The organism is Deltaproteobacteria bacterium (assembly GCA_018668695.1).
Classification (GTDB): Bacteria; Myxococcota; XYA12-FULL-58-9; order XYA12-FULL-58-9; family JABJBS01; genus JABJBS01.
Genome location: JABJBS010000135.1, coordinates 1 through 16,519, shown reverse-complemented (window position 1 = coordinate 16,519; position 16,519 = coordinate 1). Strand labels below are relative to the sequence as shown.

Sequence of the window (16,519 nt, the reverse complement as noted above, 5' to 3'; positions counted from 1 at the left end):
TAGCCCCAATGCAAGAGCTTCACTGCCCCTGATTTTTGTTCCCAGTAATGCCAATCGCCGGGTTTGTGTCAGTCCGATTCTGCGAACTACAAATGGTGCTATTTGAGCGGGGATTAAACCCAGGGTCGTTTCCGGCATCCCAAGCTTTGCATCTTGATGGACCATGCCTATGTCGCACACCGAGGCAAGACCAAAGCCGCCTCCCAAGACAGCACCTTCAAGCACCGCCACCACAACTTGAGGCAAATGCTCAACCCGCTGAATTGCTTCGCCGAAAACCTTGTTAAGGTCGAAGTAAGGGTCGGTATCACCAGCCTCCCCGCTCATGGCTAAAGCACGGGCCTGAGCCATATCCTTGATGTCGCCGCCGGCACAAAAATGGCCATCCGCTCCACGTAAAACAAGAGCACGTATCTCAGAGCCATTCTCCAACCACTCGCAGATCGCATTCAGCTCTTTTACCATCTTCAGGCTCATCGCGTTGCGAGCCTTTGGACGATTCAAGGTGGCAAAGAGTACGGAACCCTTTTCTTCAAGTAAAAATGTCTCGCATACAGGAGCTGTCACAATGGTACTCCTACTTCTTTTTTGCGCGCGGAAGAGTGCCCATAAACTTGGCGATGATGCCCAGCATGATTTCATCGGCACCGCCGCCAATGGAGGTCAAACGGCTATCACGGTAAGCCCGGGAAACTTCGTTGTCCCACGTAAATCCCATACCTCCCCAGTACTGCAGGCATGAATCTGTGACCTCACGGCTCAGGCGTCCGGCCTTCAATTTCGCCATAGATGCTAAAAGCGTTGCGTCGTTACCGCTGATGAGTTCGTCACAGGCCCGGTATACCAAAGAACGTAGACACTCGATGTCGGTTTTAAGCTCGGCCATTCGGAAATGAATCACCTGGTTGTCAATCAAAGGCATCCCGAAGGTTTTACGCTCTCTGCAGTAATCAATGGTCGCATCAATGCAGTTTTCTAGACCCTTGATAGCCACCGCTGCAGCATAAATACGCTCTTCCTGGAACTGCATCATTTGCATGGCAAAGCCCATGCCTTCCTCGCCGATTCTGAACCGCTGAGGAATCCTAACATTTTCAAAAAAGATTTGAGCGGTATCGGACGACCTCATACCCAGCTTCTTGATCTGGTTTTCGACCGTTACTCCCGGTAGGTCCAATGGAACAACCATAAGAGACTTATTCTGGTGAACCTTGCCTTCACTGGTATTCGCTAAAAGGCAGACAAAATCGCCTTGGGTAGAGTTTGTGATCCACATTTTCGTGCCGTTGATAATATAATCATCACCATCTTTTTCAGCACGCGTAGTAAGCGCTGCAACATCGGAACCGCCAGCAGGTTCGCTCACACCGATACAAGCGACTTTGTCTCCGGTAATTGCTGGCCGTAAAAATTCCTCACGCAGGCCGTCGCTTCCCCAACGCGCCAGCGCGGGTGTCGCCATATCGGTTTGAACCCCTACCGCCATTGGAATCGCTCCGCAGCGAACTGCACCCATCTCTTCCGCGAATACAAGCTCGTAGCTGTAATCAAGCCCAAGGCCGCCAAACTTCTCTGGCTTATTAATTCCGAGAAAACCTAAATCACCCATCTTCTTGAAAAGTTCATGGGCCGGAAAGATCCCTGCTGCTTCCCATTCCTCCACGTGAGGATTAATTTCTTTCTCAACAAATTGGCGAACGGTTCTACGTAGTTCATGGTGCTCTGCTGTAAACTTCATTGACTTCTCCCTCATTTGGCCACTTAAAGCCGTGCAATCCCAAAAGTATTCGATCTCAGTGGTCGGACATCGGCTTCAGCGCAAACGTCCAATAAAAATCCTAAAAGGCGACGCGTGTCTCGTGGATCGATTAACCCATCGTCCCAAAGTCTGGCGGTTCCAAAAAGAGCGGTAGACTCTTTGTCCATTCGCTCCGCTGTGTGTTGCTCAATCGCATCGAGCATCGCTGGGTCCGGTGTGAGCCCGTTTCGAGCATGTTTTTGCTCAGCGACAATTCTCAAAACCTTACCTGCCTGCTCGCCGCCCATCACTGCGGTACGGCTATTGGGCCAAGCAAATATAAAACGTGGATCCAGACCGCGGCCACACATTGCGTAATTCCCGGCGCCGTATGATCCACCCACAATCACGGTGAGCATCGGAACACTCGCGTTAGCGACCGCCTGAATCATCTTCGAGCCATGCTTGATGACGCCCTTACTCTCAGCATCTGTACCAACCATAAAGCCCGTCGTGTTTTGTAAGAAAACAATCGGTGTATTGCTTTGGTCCATGAGCTGAATAAATTGAGCAGCCTTGGCCGCGCCCTCTGGCGTAATGGGGCCATTGTTGCCAATCACTCCACAGCGGTGTCCCCAAATTGAAATCTGACCACACACGGTCTGATGATCCCACGGCTCTTTAAAACCAAGGAATTCACTGCCGTCGGAAATACGCGCGATGATTTCCCGCACGTCGTATGGTGTTTTTGAGTCTGCCGGAACGACCCCAAGAAGCTCATCCACCGAATAAAGTGGTTCTTCATAGGTACGTGTGTTTTGAATAGGCAACTGCTCGTTCCAGGGCATTCCTTCCATCACACTACGGGCGATGCGGATGCCGTCGCTATCATCTTCAGCCAAATACTCGGCAGAGCCGACCACTTCCGTGTGAAGTTCTGCACCGCCGAGTTCCTCATCTGTGGCATCTTCACCGGTTGCAGCTTTCACGAGAGGAGGTCCCGCCAAAAACATCTTGGTTTTACCACGGACCATAATCACGTAATCACTGAGCCCTGGCTGGTAAGCACCGCCTGCGGTCGCGTTACCATGAACGACTGTGACCTGAGGAATCCCGTGAGCAGAGAGCCGTGCTTGATTAGCAAAAGAACGGGCTCCATCAACGAATACATCGGTCGCATAATTTAAGTTTGCACCACCACTTTCCGCTAGGGCCACAATCGGAAGCTTGTTTTGCCGTGCTATCTCTAAGAGACGCAGAGACTTGTGTAGACCCGCGGGAGCAATGGTACCGCCCTTGATTGCGCTGTTACTTGCCGTGACCAGGCAACGAATCCCGCCGACATAACCAATGCCAGATATAACACCGCCGCCTGCGGTTGAACCGTCGCGGTCGTCATGCATTTTTCGGCCCGCAAGGGACATCAGCTCTAGAAAGGGTGCACCTGGATCGAGGAGCTTATCGATTCGCTCCCGAGGCAAAAGCTTTCCACGTTTTACAAATTTTTCTTTGGCGCCGCGCTCAGTTGCAGCGACCTGTTCTTCGGCCGCACGAAACTCGTCGAGCGCTTTCTGCATCGCTTCACAACGAAGGCGGTAATCTTCGCCCGCAGTAATAAGTTCAGACTCAATAGCAGGCATATTAACTCTCCGCTTGTCCGTTTTTTAGAATGTCTGGCGTTACTGCGCGGTGAAACCCGTTGAATGTGTTCCCATTTTGCGCCTCCGATTGCAGTGGCCAAAGCGCACTGTTACCCAGCGGCGCTGCACCATCGATTCGGACCGTTGTACCAGTAATGAACGAGGCTGCTTCAGACAGCAGAAAGCAGATAGCACCGCTTACTTCCGACTCGGTCCCCATTCGTTTAAGCGGGACAGCATCTTTCAATTTAGGAATGAGAGTTTTAATCGGACCGTCGTAGGTATCCATGCCACTCGAGGCTATCCAACCCGGTGCCACCGCATTGACGCGAACTCCAAAAGTTGCCCATTCGAAAGCCGAGGTCAGCGTAAAATTCTCCATCCCCGCTCGGGCGGCTCCTGAGTGAGCCATCCCAGGCATTCCCCGGATGTGGTCCGCTGTAATATTGACTATTGAGCCACCCTTCGTGCTCATCGACTGTGTAAACACTTCACGGGCCATCAAGAATCCACCAACGAGGTTGGTACGAACGACTGTTTCAAAACCTTTTTGATTTATCGCCGCAATGGGAGACGGGTACTGCCCTCCAGCATTATTGACGAGGCCGTGGATTTGGCCCCGATTCTTCACAATCTTCCCGACGGTTTCAGCCACTTTAACCTCATCGCGAATATCGCAACTGTGCGTCTCAACCGATCCGCCATCATCTTGAATTTCCCCGGCGACGCGGTCTAGCTTGTCTTGCTTGCGGCCAAGAATCACGACGTGACTGCCTAGAGAGGCCAGTTCATGAGCGGTACAACGGCCAATGCCACTGCCTCCGCCGGTCACGATGATCGTTTGGTCTTTGAAAAGGTCTGAACGAAAAACTGAGTGATATCCCATACCAACATCCTGCTTTGCGAATTAAACGCTGTTATGCGTCATTTTGTACCAAGCAAGCGCTTGGTTTTCAATCTAGAATACGCTAATTTTAGCCTATAGTGAAGTCTATTCATGCTTCAATGATCGGGTATAAACAAAAAATACCTAAAGAAAGCAGTGCGTTACGTGAACATCATTCAGAAATTGGTCGCAGATGGTCAAGTGACCGACCCCAAAAGCGCGCGCGGAAAACTGCTCACAGAGGCGGCCCACCTCTTCCGAATTAAGGGATATGACCGAACTACAGTGCGGGATTTGGCAGCTGCACTGGGCATTCAATCCGGCAGTCTCTTTCATCACTACAAGTCTAAGGAAGAGATTCTTAAGGCGGTGATGCGCGAGACGATTATCATTAATACCTCACGGCTACGCGTCGCTAAGTCTCAATCCGAATCACATTCACAAGAGCTATATTGCCTCATTCTCGAAGAGCTTGCCTCTATCCAAGGTGAAAGAAGCGATGCACTCACAGTGCTCGTTCACGAGTGGCGAACTCTTTCCGACGACGTGCGGTCCGAGCTCATGGTCCTTCGCAACCAATACGAAGCCGTTTGGCAAGAAACGCTGGTGCCCTTACACAAAGCAGGGAAGCTAGCAGATGACCCATTGATCATCCGGCGACTATTGATTGGAGCGTTGGCCTGGACCACCAATTGGTTTCGTGCCGAAGGGAACTTAACCTTGGATGAACTTGCGCAAAAGGCGCTCAACCTCATCACTAAACAATAGGTATCTCTCGGCGCTGCTGTTAGAAATAGAGCATGGCGAAATGGGTAAAATTTGCTTTAGCACTTCTCATCGGTGTCGGTGCCTATTTGGCTTTTTGGCCTACAGGCATCTCTCCTCTTGCTTGGGATGCCCCCTCGGCGCCTGAGCTTCGTGGTAACTTTCAAGCTAACAACCTACTGGAACAAGTAGAGCATCTAGGCGTAGGGCAAGGTAAAGCCGGCGAAGATGTCGCCGTCGATGAGCAAGGCAGAATTTATACTGGCTACAACGATGGTCGTATTGTTCGATTTTCACCTGATGGACAATCCTCGGAAACCCTGGTCAATACTCAAGGTAGACCACTTGGACTAGATTTTGATAACTCAGGTAACCTTATCATTGCCGATGCAGATCGAGGCCTGTTAAGCCTAAGCCCAGACGGCGTTCTCAAAACGCTCACCACGGGTACGGCATCTCACCAACTTGTTTTCACCGACGATGTGGATGTTGCTCCTGATGGTAAAATCTATTTTTCGGATGCGTCGTACAAATACGACCGTCATCATCTCATGAAGGATGTGCTGGAGCACCGCCCCAACGGCTTGCTCCTACGTTACGACCCGGAACTCAAAACCACTGAGATTCTTCTAAGAGATCTATACTTCGCAAATGGGATTGCGGTGAGTAATGACAATACTTTTGTCCTGATTGCCGAAACAACGGCCTACCGCATCCACAAGTATTGGCTGACCGACAATCATGAGCCCGCTCATGAAGTTATCATCGACAACCTTCCCGGTATGCCTGACGGTATTTCAACGGGTCAGGCGGGACGCTTTTGGTTTCCATTGGTTTTATTGAGAAATCCAATCTTGGACAAACTCTCCAACTCCCCCCGACTCCGAGAAGTCGTTCTTCGAATTCCTCAATTCCTCCAACCCAAGGGTCAGTCATACGGGTTCGTGGTGGGTATCGATGGAGAAGGAAAAGTACTGCACAACTTACAAGGTCGTCCACCGAAGGCCTTAGCGCCAATCAGCAGTGTCGAAGAAGTTGGAGACCAGCTTTATCTCGGTACCCTCGCCGCTGACTCCATCGGTCGTCTTCCCCTACCCTGAATTTCTTCGGGGATGCTCTTGCCTTCATTTGTCACCAAAGGATAAACGCTGCGCAACGCCAGCCGCCGCGCCCAAGGTAGGCAGACGAACAAGCTAGGAATTTTAGCCATGACGGTTCAAGAAGACTATCACGCCCATGTTTACTTCGACGCGTCTTCCAAAGACACCATTGAAACTGTTCAAGAGGGGCTGCGGGCCCATTTTGGGACACGCATACGCGTCAGCAGTCTGCGTGAAAAACCAGTCGGACCCCACCCGCTGCCCATGTTTGAGGTTATTTTCCCAACCCAAGAACATGACGCAGTGAGACAATGGCTGGTCGATAACCGCTTGGGTCATGATATTTTGATGCACCCCGTCATGGAAAACGATCTGCTTGCTCATCAAGAATTTGCCGACTGGTTAGGTCAAACACTTCCATTAGACTATTCAGTTCTAAGCTAAGCCCCACCAACAAAACAATCCTCGTCTACTGAAGTTTATTCCGAATTTGCAACGGCTTTCGAGAGAGTTTGCAGTTCTGTAAATTATTATAACCACCTGCGCATACAACTGAGTAGGTAATCATCGGGGTGGAGAATTTCCGTGGAGGATTTATTTGAGATACCAAGAATCACAAAACAATTTGTTGGGGGCTTCAAATTCACTGGCTGAGAACAGACTTGCTCAAAAAGCAAGCCTGCGCATCGTGGTCGAAGAATCGGGTTCATTACCAGGAATAGAGACAGGACATGTTTTTGAGCTGGGCAATGACACTACAATCATCGGGCGAGATTCGCGGTCCGATATTTGCCTGAACGATCCAGGCGTGTCCAACCGTCATCTTATTCTAAACCATACATTCGGTATTCCTATTTTGGAAAATCTATCCGAATCCATAACGCCTATTATTGAGGGTTCACCTCTGAAACCAGGTGATAAACGAACGCTGGACAGAGGCAGTAGTACCCGGCTTCAGCTGGGCGACGTATTACTTAACTTGCAGTACAAAGTGCTGAAACCCGAGTTAGGAATATCAGCCGAGAGCGGGTTTACTCCCATCTCACAGCCCAATATCCAACCTGAACGACCATTTCTCGGCATTGAATGGGAGCATGATAGATGCCACGTGCGCTGCAAGGGCCGCCTGGTAGACCTCTTTCCCATTTCGGCCAGAGTTCTTGGTTTACTCTGCGAAACACCCGGTGCCCCGGTTCATAAGTCTGAAATTCGAAAGTTGATTGGTCCAGCACCTCAACTAGAACAGCAGGTCACCTATATTCGCCGGGCTTTTGGCAATCTCGTCAAAGCAGGCATGGTCACCGAGGATGAGCTTCGCCAATTTATCGGATTAAGCAGTGCAGGACCTCATTTGGCAGCTCTGCAGACCATGCCCGTGGCAACGTTATTGCGATATTTTATCGCGGCAAAACGTGGTTTTGGGTACGTCATACATATCGCACCTGCGCACATCGCAACGACCGGACAGCCGCAATACCTTATGCTTCAGCCAGCTGCACCAGGATTCGGAATGCCCGCACAGCCCCGTGCTTATTAAATAAATCCATGCATCGCATGAGCCCGTTTGGCTTCTCAGGCAGGATGGCTCGTCGGTGTTGAGCATTATCTGATTCATCTCATGTTCTTCTAGCTTGACGGTCGAGGGACCTCCGGGCCATAGGAGCGTTGAGGAGATTAGAAAGATGTCGACCAATCCATCACAACCCATCATAGAGCAGCTCAAGCTCAATGGCGGCGCAGGCAGCGAGGCTGTCCTCACACGCCTTCGCAAGCTCTATACCCATCCCATGGGCTCCCAGATGAACTGTATCGATGATGTTCGGATCTTCATGGAACACCACGTGTGGGCGGTATGGGATTTCATGTCGCTTTTGGGTTCCTGCCAAGCAGCGCTCACTCCAAGTCGTTTCCCATGGCAACCGATCGAAGACCCCGAGGGCGGTCGCATCATTACCGAAATTGGTCTTGAAGAGCTGACGGATCAACACCCGGATGGACATTACGTAAGCCACTTCGAGCTTTACCTCGAAGCGATGGAGAAAGCGGGCGCAAACCAGAAGCCTATCCTCCATTTCCTAGAGGAGCTCAAAACTGGCAAGCCATGGCCTAAGGCCCTTGATAATCTCCAAGTCAAACGACGTTCCATATTCTCTGGAACCAAACAAAAACTCACGGCGCCTCTCGAAGCCATTGAGTTTACCCGTTCCACACTTGAGATCTGTGAAAGCCCTCTTAATCGTAGGGTTGCGGCATTTACATTAGGCCGCGAAACAGTTCTTCCAACGCTCTTCCAAAAAGCACTCAACCTAATTGCCACCGTGCCTACAGCAACCGGTATGCAAGAGCGCGCCGACTTATCCATGTTGAAATACTATTTGGACCGCCATATCGAATTGGATGGAGATACCCACGGACCAATGTGCGCGCGACTCTTTACACGGTATTGCATGAAAGATGCAGCAACCAAATCAGACTCATTCTACACACTCTGTGAAGTCATCGATCAACGAATCGCATTATGGGACGCAGTAGAAAAAAGAATGAATGAGAGCAAAGAGAAGCATCTGGCAATTGTGGAAGAATTGCCAGAACGTCAGGCCACTCTAACCAAGCTCACATCGAGCCAAGGCGAGTAAAGCGCTTTCGACGGCCCATCAAATTTAAGAACTCACCAAACACCTCAGTGCTGAGCTTGTTCAGATCGCCTATCTTTTCTTGGGTTTGTTCACGGATTCGATCTGGAACGATTTTACCATCGGTCTGAGCTATCTCTGCTTGGTAAACAGGCGTATTCAACCAGCGCTCAACCAAGGGCTGGTCCACTTCCATGTGAAACTGAAATCCGTATACGTTATCACCATAGCGAAATGCTTGATTGACACAACTCGTTCCCGACGCGAGGTGCACAGCCCCCTCTGGAAGGCCGAAGGTATCACTGTGCCATTCAAAGATACTACGGGTGCCTTCAAGATGCCTCATAAGGGGATCATCCTTCCCTGCATCCGTAAGCGAAATATCATACCAGCCAATTTCTTTTTCTGGGTTCTTCGAAACTTTTGCGCCCAGTGTCTTGGCAATGAGCTGAGCACCCAAACAAATCCCCAGAATGGGTATCCCCTGCTCCATGGCTCGCTTGATTAATCGGACCTCAGTTTTTAGATGTGGGTATTTCTCAACCATGTCCACATTCATCGGGCCGCCCAAGACGACCAACCCTTGATACTTTTCGATATCGGGCTCAGCATCGGGTTCTCGCCCAAAATTCACATAACGAATTCTGTAACCAGCTGCCCTAAGCAACGGGTCCAGAGTGCCTAATATCTCATAGGGGACGTGTTGAAAAACAAGAACCTTCTTCATAGAGCTAGCCTAATGAAACCGGCCTCCTCGCGCAATAACCCACTTAGACTAACCTCAACACAGAAGAAGAACCTTGCTCAGTAGCTTGGCCATCGCTAGTCTATGCACATGTTTGTCGATTCCATGGCCCACTTAACCGATACTCGGATCTCAGACATCTCGATGCTCCTAGAGAGAGCTCATGCTGTGGGAATCACGCATGTCATTCATGCTGGAATCGATCCCTACGATGACCCCTTATTGCCCGCAGGTTTACCTGCAAGTCCGAAGATCCTGAAAGCTTTTGGCATCCACCCGATGGCGGTTGGCCGAAGAAGTTTGAGTCAGCAGCTTCAGCAGCTTGAGCAACGAGCCTCGGAAAAAGGTATGGTTGCCATCGGTGAAATTGGATTGGATAGGCGTGAGGGGATGCCTAACATTTCCCTCCAACTTGAAGCTTTCAAAGAGCAATTGCAACTGGCCCATCAACTGCAACTTCCGGTCATCATCCATTGTGTTAAAGCCACTGGTCTGCTTCTCAATGCGCTTCAAGAGACCGGCTGCGTAAAAGACATCGCCGGAGTGTGGCATGGGTACTCAGGATCGCCAGACCTTGTATCTCAAATAGAGAATACAGGCCTTCATATAAGCATTGGTGGAATGGTCACCAATGAGAAGGCAAAAAACTGTCAGCGGTCAGCGGCTCGAATCTCTCCAGAGCGCCTCCTGATAGAAAGCGATACACCAGATCATGCTCCTCTCGGTTGGCCCAGTAAGTTGAGTGAGCCGGCCGCACTAGAAACAACAGTAAAAAAGCTGAGTGAACTTAGGCAAGAGTCGGTAGAAGTCATAAAGAACCACACATCTCATAACGCACAGCTTCTATTTAATTTAAAAGAATTTACTTAGAGAGCCATTTGCAGGCATCCAGTGCTGCGTAGGTCAAGATCGCATCCGCCCCAGCTCGCTTAAAGCTCAAGAGGCTTTCCATCATGGCACCTTCTAAATCAAGCCAGCCATTTTGCGCCGCTGCATGAATCATCGCGTACTCGCCACTCACATGGTAAGCCGCCGTTGGAACCTTAAAAGTCTCTTTTACCCGGCGAATAATATCCAGGTACGGCAGTCCCGGCTTAACCATCACCATATCCGCACCTTCATCTAAGTCACTGGCAACTTCGCGAAGCGCCTCATCCGTATTGGCGGGATCCATCTGATAAGTTCGTTTGTCGCCCGTTCCTAAATTCCCTTTTGAGCCAACCGCATCTCGAAACGGACCATAAAAAGCTGACGCATATTTTGCAGCATAGGACAGAATCAAAACATCATCGTATCCAGCAAGGTCTAAGGTGGCACGAATAGCAGCTATCCGGCCGTCCATCATATCGGATGGAGCGATCACGTCACAGCCTGCTTCAGCTTGAGCCAACGCCTGCTTACAAAGTGCATCCAATGTGATGTCGTTCATCACCACACCATTTTCAACGATCCCGTCCTGTCCGTGACTCGTGTAGGGATCAAGCGCAACGTCGCAAATGAGTCCAATCTCAACACCCGCGTCTTTTATCTCCCGAACAGTCTGACACATTAAATTATCTTTGCGCCAAGCCTCAGAGGCATTCTCGGTTTTTCGTTCGGAGGGGACCACCGGGAAAATGGCTAGGCCCGGAATCCCAAAAGAAGCTGCCTCTTTTGCTACCTCAACAATGCCAGCCAAATCATGCCGGTGAACACCCGGCATGGAACCAATGGGATGTTTCCCCTCTGCTTCATGGACAAAAACCGGAAGGATAAAATCAGCCGGACATAGGCGGTGCTCCCGAACCATATCTCGTACCCAAGCGTTTTGGCGCTTACGGCGATGTCGTAAATGTGGAAAAGAGGCTCCGTGTGGGGTCCAGCTCATTTTGTATGCTCCCTGCTCTATGCGTTGAGCTTATAAACCAGACTTCATCCTGCCCGCAACGTACTCCAGTCCCCGGCGCGACGAAACTCATGGGCCGAAGGATCGAGATCCAGGACAACATCTAGAATATATAAATCGAATTTAAAGGGGCTTACTCTTTACACAGAATCAAAACTGCGTGACCGATGGTCGAACTGATAGGGAATGCAAAACCTTCGGTCTTTGGAACTCCGAAATCCGGCGTACCCATTTCGAGTCGAATACCTTCGGTCTCCAAACTCGCCACGGCATGACCCGCTAGGATATCCAAAAAGCCTCCTAGCAAATCTTCGTAATCGCCTTTTTCTTGACCAAACTGGATATCTTCATCTCCAGACATGATCCGAGTCATTCCACGAATAACCTCATTGGCAAAATCTTGATCGGCGCTTAGTCCCACCCGCAAACCATTCTCGCCACCACTCAAATATATAGAGGCCGCAAAGTCTTTAAACTTGGCATCCGTAAGGCTGGTCGCCTCACCGATTTTGATGTGAATACGAGCAAGTCTCATGGTCATTCGGGGGAACGAACTTGCCAAGAAGTCAGCAACCCGATGGTCTTTAAGCGCGTCAACGTTCACAAGAACATTGTGGTTACCAGACTTGGCAGCTTGATAGCGTTCTAGAATATCTTCGAGTTCTTCAGGCGTAACATGTCCGAGCTTTAAAAGAGCTTGGCCGACCTCAACATGCTGGGCACTTTGCTGAGTAACCAATTGGACTAGTTGCTCTTCGGTGAGCATACCTTTTTCTTTAGCAAGCTTACCAAAAGGCATATCCCGTTTCAGTTGCTCTTGGTTCAAATCACTCGCGTTTTGTGCGGTTATGAAGCCTTGTTCAACGGCCAGTTGTCCCAGTGTTTTGTGGCTGACGCCGGCATCATCAATTGCTGCCTGCAACTGCTCGTCGTCCACTATACGCTCGAGAATCAAAAACTGTGAGAAAAACTTAAGACTCATTCGATTACCCCGGCCTTGCAGCCATAAATTGCTTTAAAATCATAGCGTCAAAGCCAATACCAACGCAAAGTCGTAGCCAAAAAAGAATACGCTAAATCACGCCCGCTCCTTCTGAATCACATGAAGCTCTGCCCATAATGTTCCGTAAAAAATGAGACACAGCCCCGGTCAAAGCGTGAAATCAGCCAAATAGGCCTAAGGGTTACCGAACCTGAGCCCAATGGCGACTTCTCCCGGGCAGCTAAGGACCAGAATTTAGAGCTACGATTCGGTCAAGCAGAGCCCGTCAAACGCCATCTTATCGCGCGTGCGCCCGTCTGCCGCTCGGCGGACCCATTTGCTCTCCAAATTTTACCAAAATCAGAGGATATACTTGGGAAACTTCCAAGACGTAGTCAGATGTAGGCATGCGCTTACCCCGAGCTTTTTCAAATTGTATTATTGAGGATCGATTTCATGTGATCGCGGCAAAACATGAACTGCAGGAAACCGCTGATTCCTTCGTTCAAATCCAGCTCTCTGCACCGCAAGGAGCCATCGATGTAAACCGTTCTCTAAATCCACAAGCACGAACCACACGGTTAACATGCCACATTCCAATTCGGAAATGACCTGTCCTCGGCCCGCTCGCAATGGAGGTACATCAAGCGTACACTCTCGATACATTAATTGTCCGCAAACCGGTCAGGGGGACTGGAATGGCTGTGTTTACATCACAAGAACGTCAGCTTGCTCGCTCGCTGGGAAGTCTAAGTTTTTCGAATCCGTTTACCGCCAAGCAAGTTCAAGTCGAAAAGGAAATTCTTCAAGCTGATTACGTGGGGGACGACCAGGCACTTAGCTTTCAGCCTGGCACCAATAACCCCATGAAAAACCTCGACGGGCTCAAGCATCATGCAAGGGTTTTAATCTACACGGCCCATGAAAAGCTTAGCCGCGGTGCTGCACCGGTTGAGGATGAGCTTCTTGTCTACGAGGACCTAACACTCTTTGTTCTCTTTCACCGCTACCGCATTCAATTTGAACAAGTTGTAGAGGATGTGCTCTCGGGAAACCCATCTCCCAATCTCGCATTTACTCTTTATGAAGAATTCAAAGCTGACGCGCTTCACTTCTTCAGTGTTCCCAATATGCGACAAAGCATCATTGATGAAATCCCGCATATCTTTGCCTGTTTTTTTCAACTACGGAGAGCCTTTTTATACATCTTTCATTTCATCGTCGGACACTCAAGACCTGCCGCTAAGTTTCGAACTGCGATTTGGCAAAGCATCTTTACCCACGATATGCGCAGGTACCGTCGAAGGCTTTATGATAAGATGGGAACCATCCCCACCTTAATCACGGGGCCATCAGGAACCGGCAAAGAACTGGTCGCACGCGCCATAGGACTCTCGCGTTACATCCCGTTCGATGTAAAACAAAAACGATTCAGCCGTTATTTTGATGAAGGTTTTTATGCAATCAACCTCTCAGCACTTTCAGAGACTGTTATTGAAAGCGAGCTCTTCGGGCATCGTAAAGGTGCCTTTACCGGCGCCATTTCAGAACGACGAGGATATTTTGAAGAGGCCGGAAACCTAGGAAGTGTGTTCCTTGATGAAATCGGTGAGGTGAACGAAAGCATTCAAGTTAAACTTTTGCGGGTGTTGCAAACTCGTAGCTTCCAACGACTCGGAGATACTGAGAATCACCAATTCAACGGTAAAATCATTGCGGCCACCAATCGTAATCTCGACCAAGAGTTGCACCGCGGAACTTTTCGAGAGGACTTTTATTATCGCTTGTGTGCCGACCGTATTGTCACCCCAGGTCTTAACGAACAACTCACGGATAACCCCGATAGCCTACCCCAACTGGTTCAGTTCATTGCCAAACGGGTAGCCGGGGAAGAAGAAGCACATATTCTCACTCAAGAATCGCTGATTTGGATTAGAGAGAATCTTCCCGAAAACTACCCGTGGCCTGGAAACATCCGCGAACTTGAACAGTGCGTGCGCAATATCTTGATCCGTAAAGACTACACCCCACCGCACCGTCAAAAAGCTGCTTTAAATTCGGTTGATAGTGCTCTTTCACAGGCCTCCATGTCCGCAGAGGAACTCCTGGGGCAATATTGCACCCACATGTACCACCGAATGGGAAGCTATGAAAAAGCGGCATCTGTACTCGGTATGGACAGACGAACCGTTAAAAATCACATCCAAGGCGACCTGCTTGCAAAGCTACAACTTGGCTAAGTACATCGCACCGCGCCCGCGCTGCCTCTATTTAGTTATTGAGTGCGCGGCCGGAGGGGTTTATAAAATAGTCGCCTTTTAACCGTTCGGAGCTAAATATGAGTTCACGTTTTATCACGAATTTGCCACTTGCACTCGTTGCCGTTGTTGCACTGATTTCGACTCCCGCGCTCGCGCAAGATTGGACCCAATACCAGTATTCTTTCTTCCTTGAGTCCAGTACGTCTCCGATTCAAATCAAGGGTATGGCCGACGTGCACGTATCCGACTGGGAAACCTACGGAACTGGTAGCGAAGAAGGTCGTATGGCTCTTCCATTAAGCCAAGGCGAATCCAATGATCCGCTGATGCCAGGTCTCAAGGCGGGCTTTGCCATTAATGTGTCGCCTATCCTCGACCTTACTTTAGATTTCAGCATCAACTTCGGTTCGATGATGGTTCTTTCCGTAACCGGTGGTCCGGATATCTTCTTCGTTGAATCTGAGAACTATCGCATGGGAGCCATGGCCCGCATTGGCTATATGATGGCCAGCTTCGATGCAGGAACTGCACAAGTGCTTCCTGGTAAAACTCCCCCAGTAAGGGTCCCTGGAGTTGGTGACTTTTACACAGGCGACCAAATTTCTGCAGAACTGACCGGTGTGGTCATGCAAGCTGGCGTTGTTAACGAATTCTATATCTCTCCTGAATTAGGAATTCGTTTAGAGGCTGGTTTTCAATATGCCTATATTAATGAGCTCAACATCACCAGCGGCGTTGGCGAAGATAAAATCGAATTGCCTATCGACAACGCAGCCGTCGTTGAACCTGAGGTTGGTTCAACCACTCAGGCGGGCATTGATCCCAAAGGACGGTCTTTGGGTCTTACAGCTGGTATCGGCCTCGTCTTTCGCTACTAAGGCGAGCTAAACGAGCACAATACTTCTAAATTAGAATAGCAGGCTTCGAAAGTGGTCAGGTTCAGACATTGCTGGACCTGACACGAGCCCCATCCTGTTTCGGTGACCGTACCAAGCGCACACTGCGGCGCATCGGCAAACAAGCCGCAAGGCTGATTCATCGTTTCAAATACATTCAGTAAACACTGAGACTCTACCTCAGGCGCTGATTCACAGGCGTAATCGTATCCGGGGCAATGCCCCACCTCTGCATCAAGCTCTTCGCAAGATTCACTCACACAGCTGCTACCAAGCTCATTCATGCATGAATCGTAGTCATCACCTAGGCAGCTGCGAATCTGACAATACTCGGCAGCTGAATCACTAAGCTGGCCTCCGGCACACGGCTGGCCACTCACAAAATCACAGTAACCGCTCACCGCTGGACCAATCCCAAGGATACACTCACCCACTGCGTTGTCTTCGCAACCTTCCACAGGTGGCTCACATTGAAAGAGGCCCCATGCAATGTCGCAGGGTGTTAAGCCCGTATCGGTATCTTCGGTGCTGGTTTCATCTGAGCCTGCATCGGCGTCGCCGTTGGTCTCAGGGTCCGTCTCTTCATCGGTAGTGCCAGCTGAATCTTCATCGTTGGGTACACCTGAAGGCTCTTCTTCGTCGCTGGGCACAGACGCAGCCGGTTCGTCAAGCCACTCGGCGGGCACACTGCTTACCGATGGCTCCACCCCGCAGGCCGCCACGCATAGACCCAGAACACAAACCAAGAATCTGAAAAATAGTCCCATATATGCCCTTCACAGCTCCCAGCCGTTTGGGTTGTGAAAATTCCACGCACATCACAGCCTTAATGATTTCAGGGAGTTGAAATAAAAAAAACGGCCCCAACCCGAAGGTTAGGACCGCTTTTCGAATTTATGAGCTAAAGCTCACCTTCTAAGCCTTGGCTTAGAAGTGTGCTTGAACACCGAAGTAGCCGATAGGTGCCAAAACTTGCATGCCAGCGCCC

General features: G+C 50.0%; 16 protein-coding genes. 8 read left to right on the top strand and 8 right to left on the bottom strand.

Features of this window, described 5'->3' with window-relative positions; all coding sequences use genetic code 11:
* The 4 genes from HOK28_07455 to HOK28_07440 form a co-directional block, all read right to left on the bottom strand.
* A partial coding sequence (locus tag HOK28_07455; protein ID MBT6432911.1) for an enoyl-CoA hydratase/isomerase family protein occupies window positions 1-570 on the bottom strand: 570 nt, incomplete at its 3' end.
* Between the two features lie 7 nt (window positions 571-577).
* Window positions 578-1,738, bottom strand: coding sequence for an acyl-CoA dehydrogenase (locus HOK28_07450; protein ID MBT6432910.1), 1,161 nt, complete (start codon window positions 1,736-1,738; stop codon window positions 578-580).
* A gap of 23 nt (window positions 1,739-1,761) precedes the next feature.
* Window positions 1,762-3,378, bottom strand: a complete 1,617-nt coding sequence (locus tag HOK28_07445; GenBank protein ID MBT6432909.1) for an acyl-CoA carboxylase subunit beta — start codon at window positions 3,376-3,378, stop codon at window positions 1,762-1,764.
* A gap of 1 nt (window position 3,379) precedes the next feature.
* Window positions 3,380-4,264, bottom strand: a complete 885-nt coding sequence (locus tag HOK28_07440) for an SDR family oxidoreductase (GenBank protein MBT6432908.1) — start codon at window positions 4,262-4,264, stop codon at window positions 3,380-3,382.
* Window positions 4,265-4,438: 174 nt separating this feature from the next.
* On the opposite strand from HOK28_07440, the gene HOK28_07435 reads away from it, so the two are divergent.
* From HOK28_07435 to HOK28_07415, 5 genes are all read left to right on the top strand, one after another.
* Window positions 4,439-5,032 carry a TetR/AcrR family transcriptional regulator gene (locus HOK28_07435; protein ID MBT6432907.1) on the top strand — a complete coding sequence of 198 codons (594 nt, stop codon included), beginning with the start codon at window positions 4,439-4,441 and terminating at the stop codon, window positions 5,030-5,032.
* Between the two features lie 32 nt (window positions 5,033-5,064).
* Complete coding sequence (locus tag HOK28_07430; protein MBT6432906.1) at window positions 5,065-6,129, top strand: SMP-30/gluconolactonase/LRE family protein; 1,065 nt, start codon at window positions 5,065-5,067, stop codon at window positions 6,127-6,129.
* Window positions 6,130-6,237: 108 nt separating this feature from the next.
* Entirely contained in the window at window positions 6,238-6,573 is a 336-nt protein-coding gene (locus HOK28_07425; GenBank protein ID MBT6432905.1) for a 4,5-dioxygenase, read from the top strand.
* A 154-nt stretch (window positions 6,574-6,727) separates the two neighbouring features.
* The gene (locus HOK28_07420) at window positions 6,728-7,666 is read left to right on the top strand and encodes an FHA domain-containing protein (protein ID MBT6432904.1); all 939 of its coding nucleotides are present in this window, start codon (window positions 6,728-6,730) and stop codon (window positions 7,664-7,666) included.
* Between the two features lie 145 nt (window positions 7,667-7,811).
* Window positions 7,812-8,765 carry a DUF3050 domain-containing protein gene (locus HOK28_07415; protein MBT6432903.1) on the top strand — a complete coding sequence of 318 codons (954 nt, stop codon included), beginning with the start codon at window positions 7,812-7,814 and terminating at the stop codon, window positions 8,763-8,765.
* Here the strand turns inward: HOK28_07415 and HOK28_07410 are convergent.
* Complete coding sequence (locus tag HOK28_07410) at window positions 8,743-9,489, bottom strand: C26 family cysteine hydrolase domain-containing family (protein ID MBT6432902.1); 747 nt, start codon at window positions 9,487-9,489, stop codon at window positions 8,743-8,745. The two genes, HOK28_07415 and HOK28_07410, sit on opposite strands and share 23 nt — an antisense overlap.
* A gap of 102 nt (window positions 9,490-9,591) precedes the next feature.
* On the opposite strand from HOK28_07410, the gene HOK28_07405 reads away from it, so the two are divergent.
* On the top strand, window positions 9,592-10,377 hold the full coding sequence (locus tag HOK28_07405; protein MBT6432901.1) for a TatD family hydrolase: 786 nt from the start codon (window positions 9,592-9,594) through the stop codon (window positions 10,375-10,377).
* Here HOK28_07405 and hemB read toward each other — a convergent pair.
* Together hemB and HOK28_07395 are read right to left on the bottom strand one after the other, a co-directional pair.
* Window positions 10,370-11,374: a porphobilinogen synthase gene (gene hemB, locus HOK28_07400; GenBank protein ID MBT6432900.1), complete on the bottom strand. Its 1,005-nt coding sequence runs from the start codon at window positions 11,372-11,374 to the stop codon at window positions 10,370-10,372. The genes HOK28_07405 and hemB overlap by 8 nt on opposite strands.
* 151 nt (window positions 11,375-11,525) lie before the next feature.
* A complete protein-coding gene (locus HOK28_07395) occupies window positions 11,526-12,374 on the bottom strand; it encodes a hypothetical protein (GenBank protein ID MBT6432899.1) in 849 nt (282 codons plus the stop codon).
* Between the two features lie 698 nt (window positions 12,375-13,072).
* Between HOK28_07395 and HOK28_07390 the strand changes: the two genes are divergently transcribed.
* Both HOK28_07390 and HOK28_07385 read left to right on the top strand, forming a co-directional pair.
* The gene (locus HOK28_07390) at window positions 13,073-14,614 is read left to right on the top strand and encodes a sigma-54-dependent Fis family transcriptional regulator (protein ID MBT6432898.1); all 1,542 of its coding nucleotides are present in this window, start codon (window positions 13,073-13,075) and stop codon (window positions 14,612-14,614) included.
* A gap of 98 nt (window positions 14,615-14,712) precedes the next feature.
* Window positions 14,713-15,513 carry a hypothetical protein gene (locus HOK28_07385; protein ID MBT6432897.1) on the top strand — a complete coding sequence of 267 codons (801 nt, stop codon included), beginning with the start codon at window positions 14,713-14,715 and terminating at the stop codon, window positions 15,511-15,513.
* On the opposite strand, the gene HOK28_07380 is transcribed toward HOK28_07385, so the two are convergent.
* Window positions 15,510-16,298 carry a hypothetical protein gene (locus HOK28_07380; GenBank protein MBT6432896.1) on the bottom strand — a complete coding sequence of 263 codons (789 nt, stop codon included), beginning with the start codon at window positions 16,296-16,298 and terminating at the stop codon, window positions 15,510-15,512. The genes HOK28_07385 and HOK28_07380 overlap by 4 nt on opposite strands.
* Window positions 16,299-16,519 lie beyond the last annotated feature (221 nt).

Excerpts from the sequence above, each read along its gene's own strand:
- HOK28_07385 (MBT6432897.1), top strand. The coding sequence starts at position 14,713 with ATGAGTTCACGTTTTATCACGAATTTGCCACTTGCACTCGTTGCCGTT.
- HOK28_07410 (MBT6432902.1), bottom strand. The coding sequence starts at position 9,489 with ATGAAGAAGGTTCTTGTTTTTCAACACGTCCCCTATGAGATATTAGGC.
- HOK28_07450 (MBT6432910.1), bottom strand. The coding sequence starts at position 1,738 with ATGAAGTTTACAGCAGAGCACCATGAACTACGTAGAACCGTTCGCCAA.
- HOK28_07445 (MBT6432909.1), bottom strand. The coding sequence starts at position 3,378 with ATGCCTGCTATTGAGTCTGAACTTATTACTGCGGGCGAAGATTACCGC.
- HOK28_07390 (MBT6432898.1), top strand. The coding sequence starts at position 13,073 with ATGGCTGTGTTTACATCACAAGAACGTCAGCTTGCTCGCTCGCTGGGA.
- HOK28_07440 (MBT6432908.1), bottom strand. The coding sequence starts at position 4,264 with ATGGGATATCACTCAGTTTTTCGTTCAGACCTTTTCAAAGACCAAACG.
- HOK28_07415 (MBT6432903.1), top strand. The coding sequence starts at position 7,812 with ATGTCGACCAATCCATCACAACCCATCATAGAGCAGCTCAAGCTCAAT.
- HOK28_07425 (MBT6432905.1), top strand. The coding sequence starts at position 6,238 with ATGACGGTTCAAGAAGACTATCACGCCCATGTTTACTTCGACGCGTCT.
- HOK28_07430 (MBT6432906.1), top strand. The coding sequence starts at position 5,065 with ATGGCGAAATGGGTAAAATTTGCTTTAGCACTTCTCATCGGTGTCGGT.
- hemB (MBT6432900.1), bottom strand. The coding sequence starts at position 11,374 with ATGAGCTGGACCCCACACGGAGCCTCTTTTCCACATTTACGACATCGC.
- HOK28_07405 (MBT6432901.1), top strand. The coding sequence starts at position 9,592 with ATGCACATGTTTGTCGATTCCATGGCCCACTTAACCGATACTCGGATC.
- HOK28_07380 (MBT6432896.1), bottom strand. The coding sequence starts at position 16,298 with ATGGGACTATTTTTCAGATTCTTGGTTTGTGTTCTGGGTCTATGCGTG.
- HOK28_07395 (MBT6432899.1), bottom strand. The coding sequence starts at position 12,374 with ATGAGTCTTAAGTTTTTCTCACAGTTTTTGATTCTCGAGCGTATAGTG.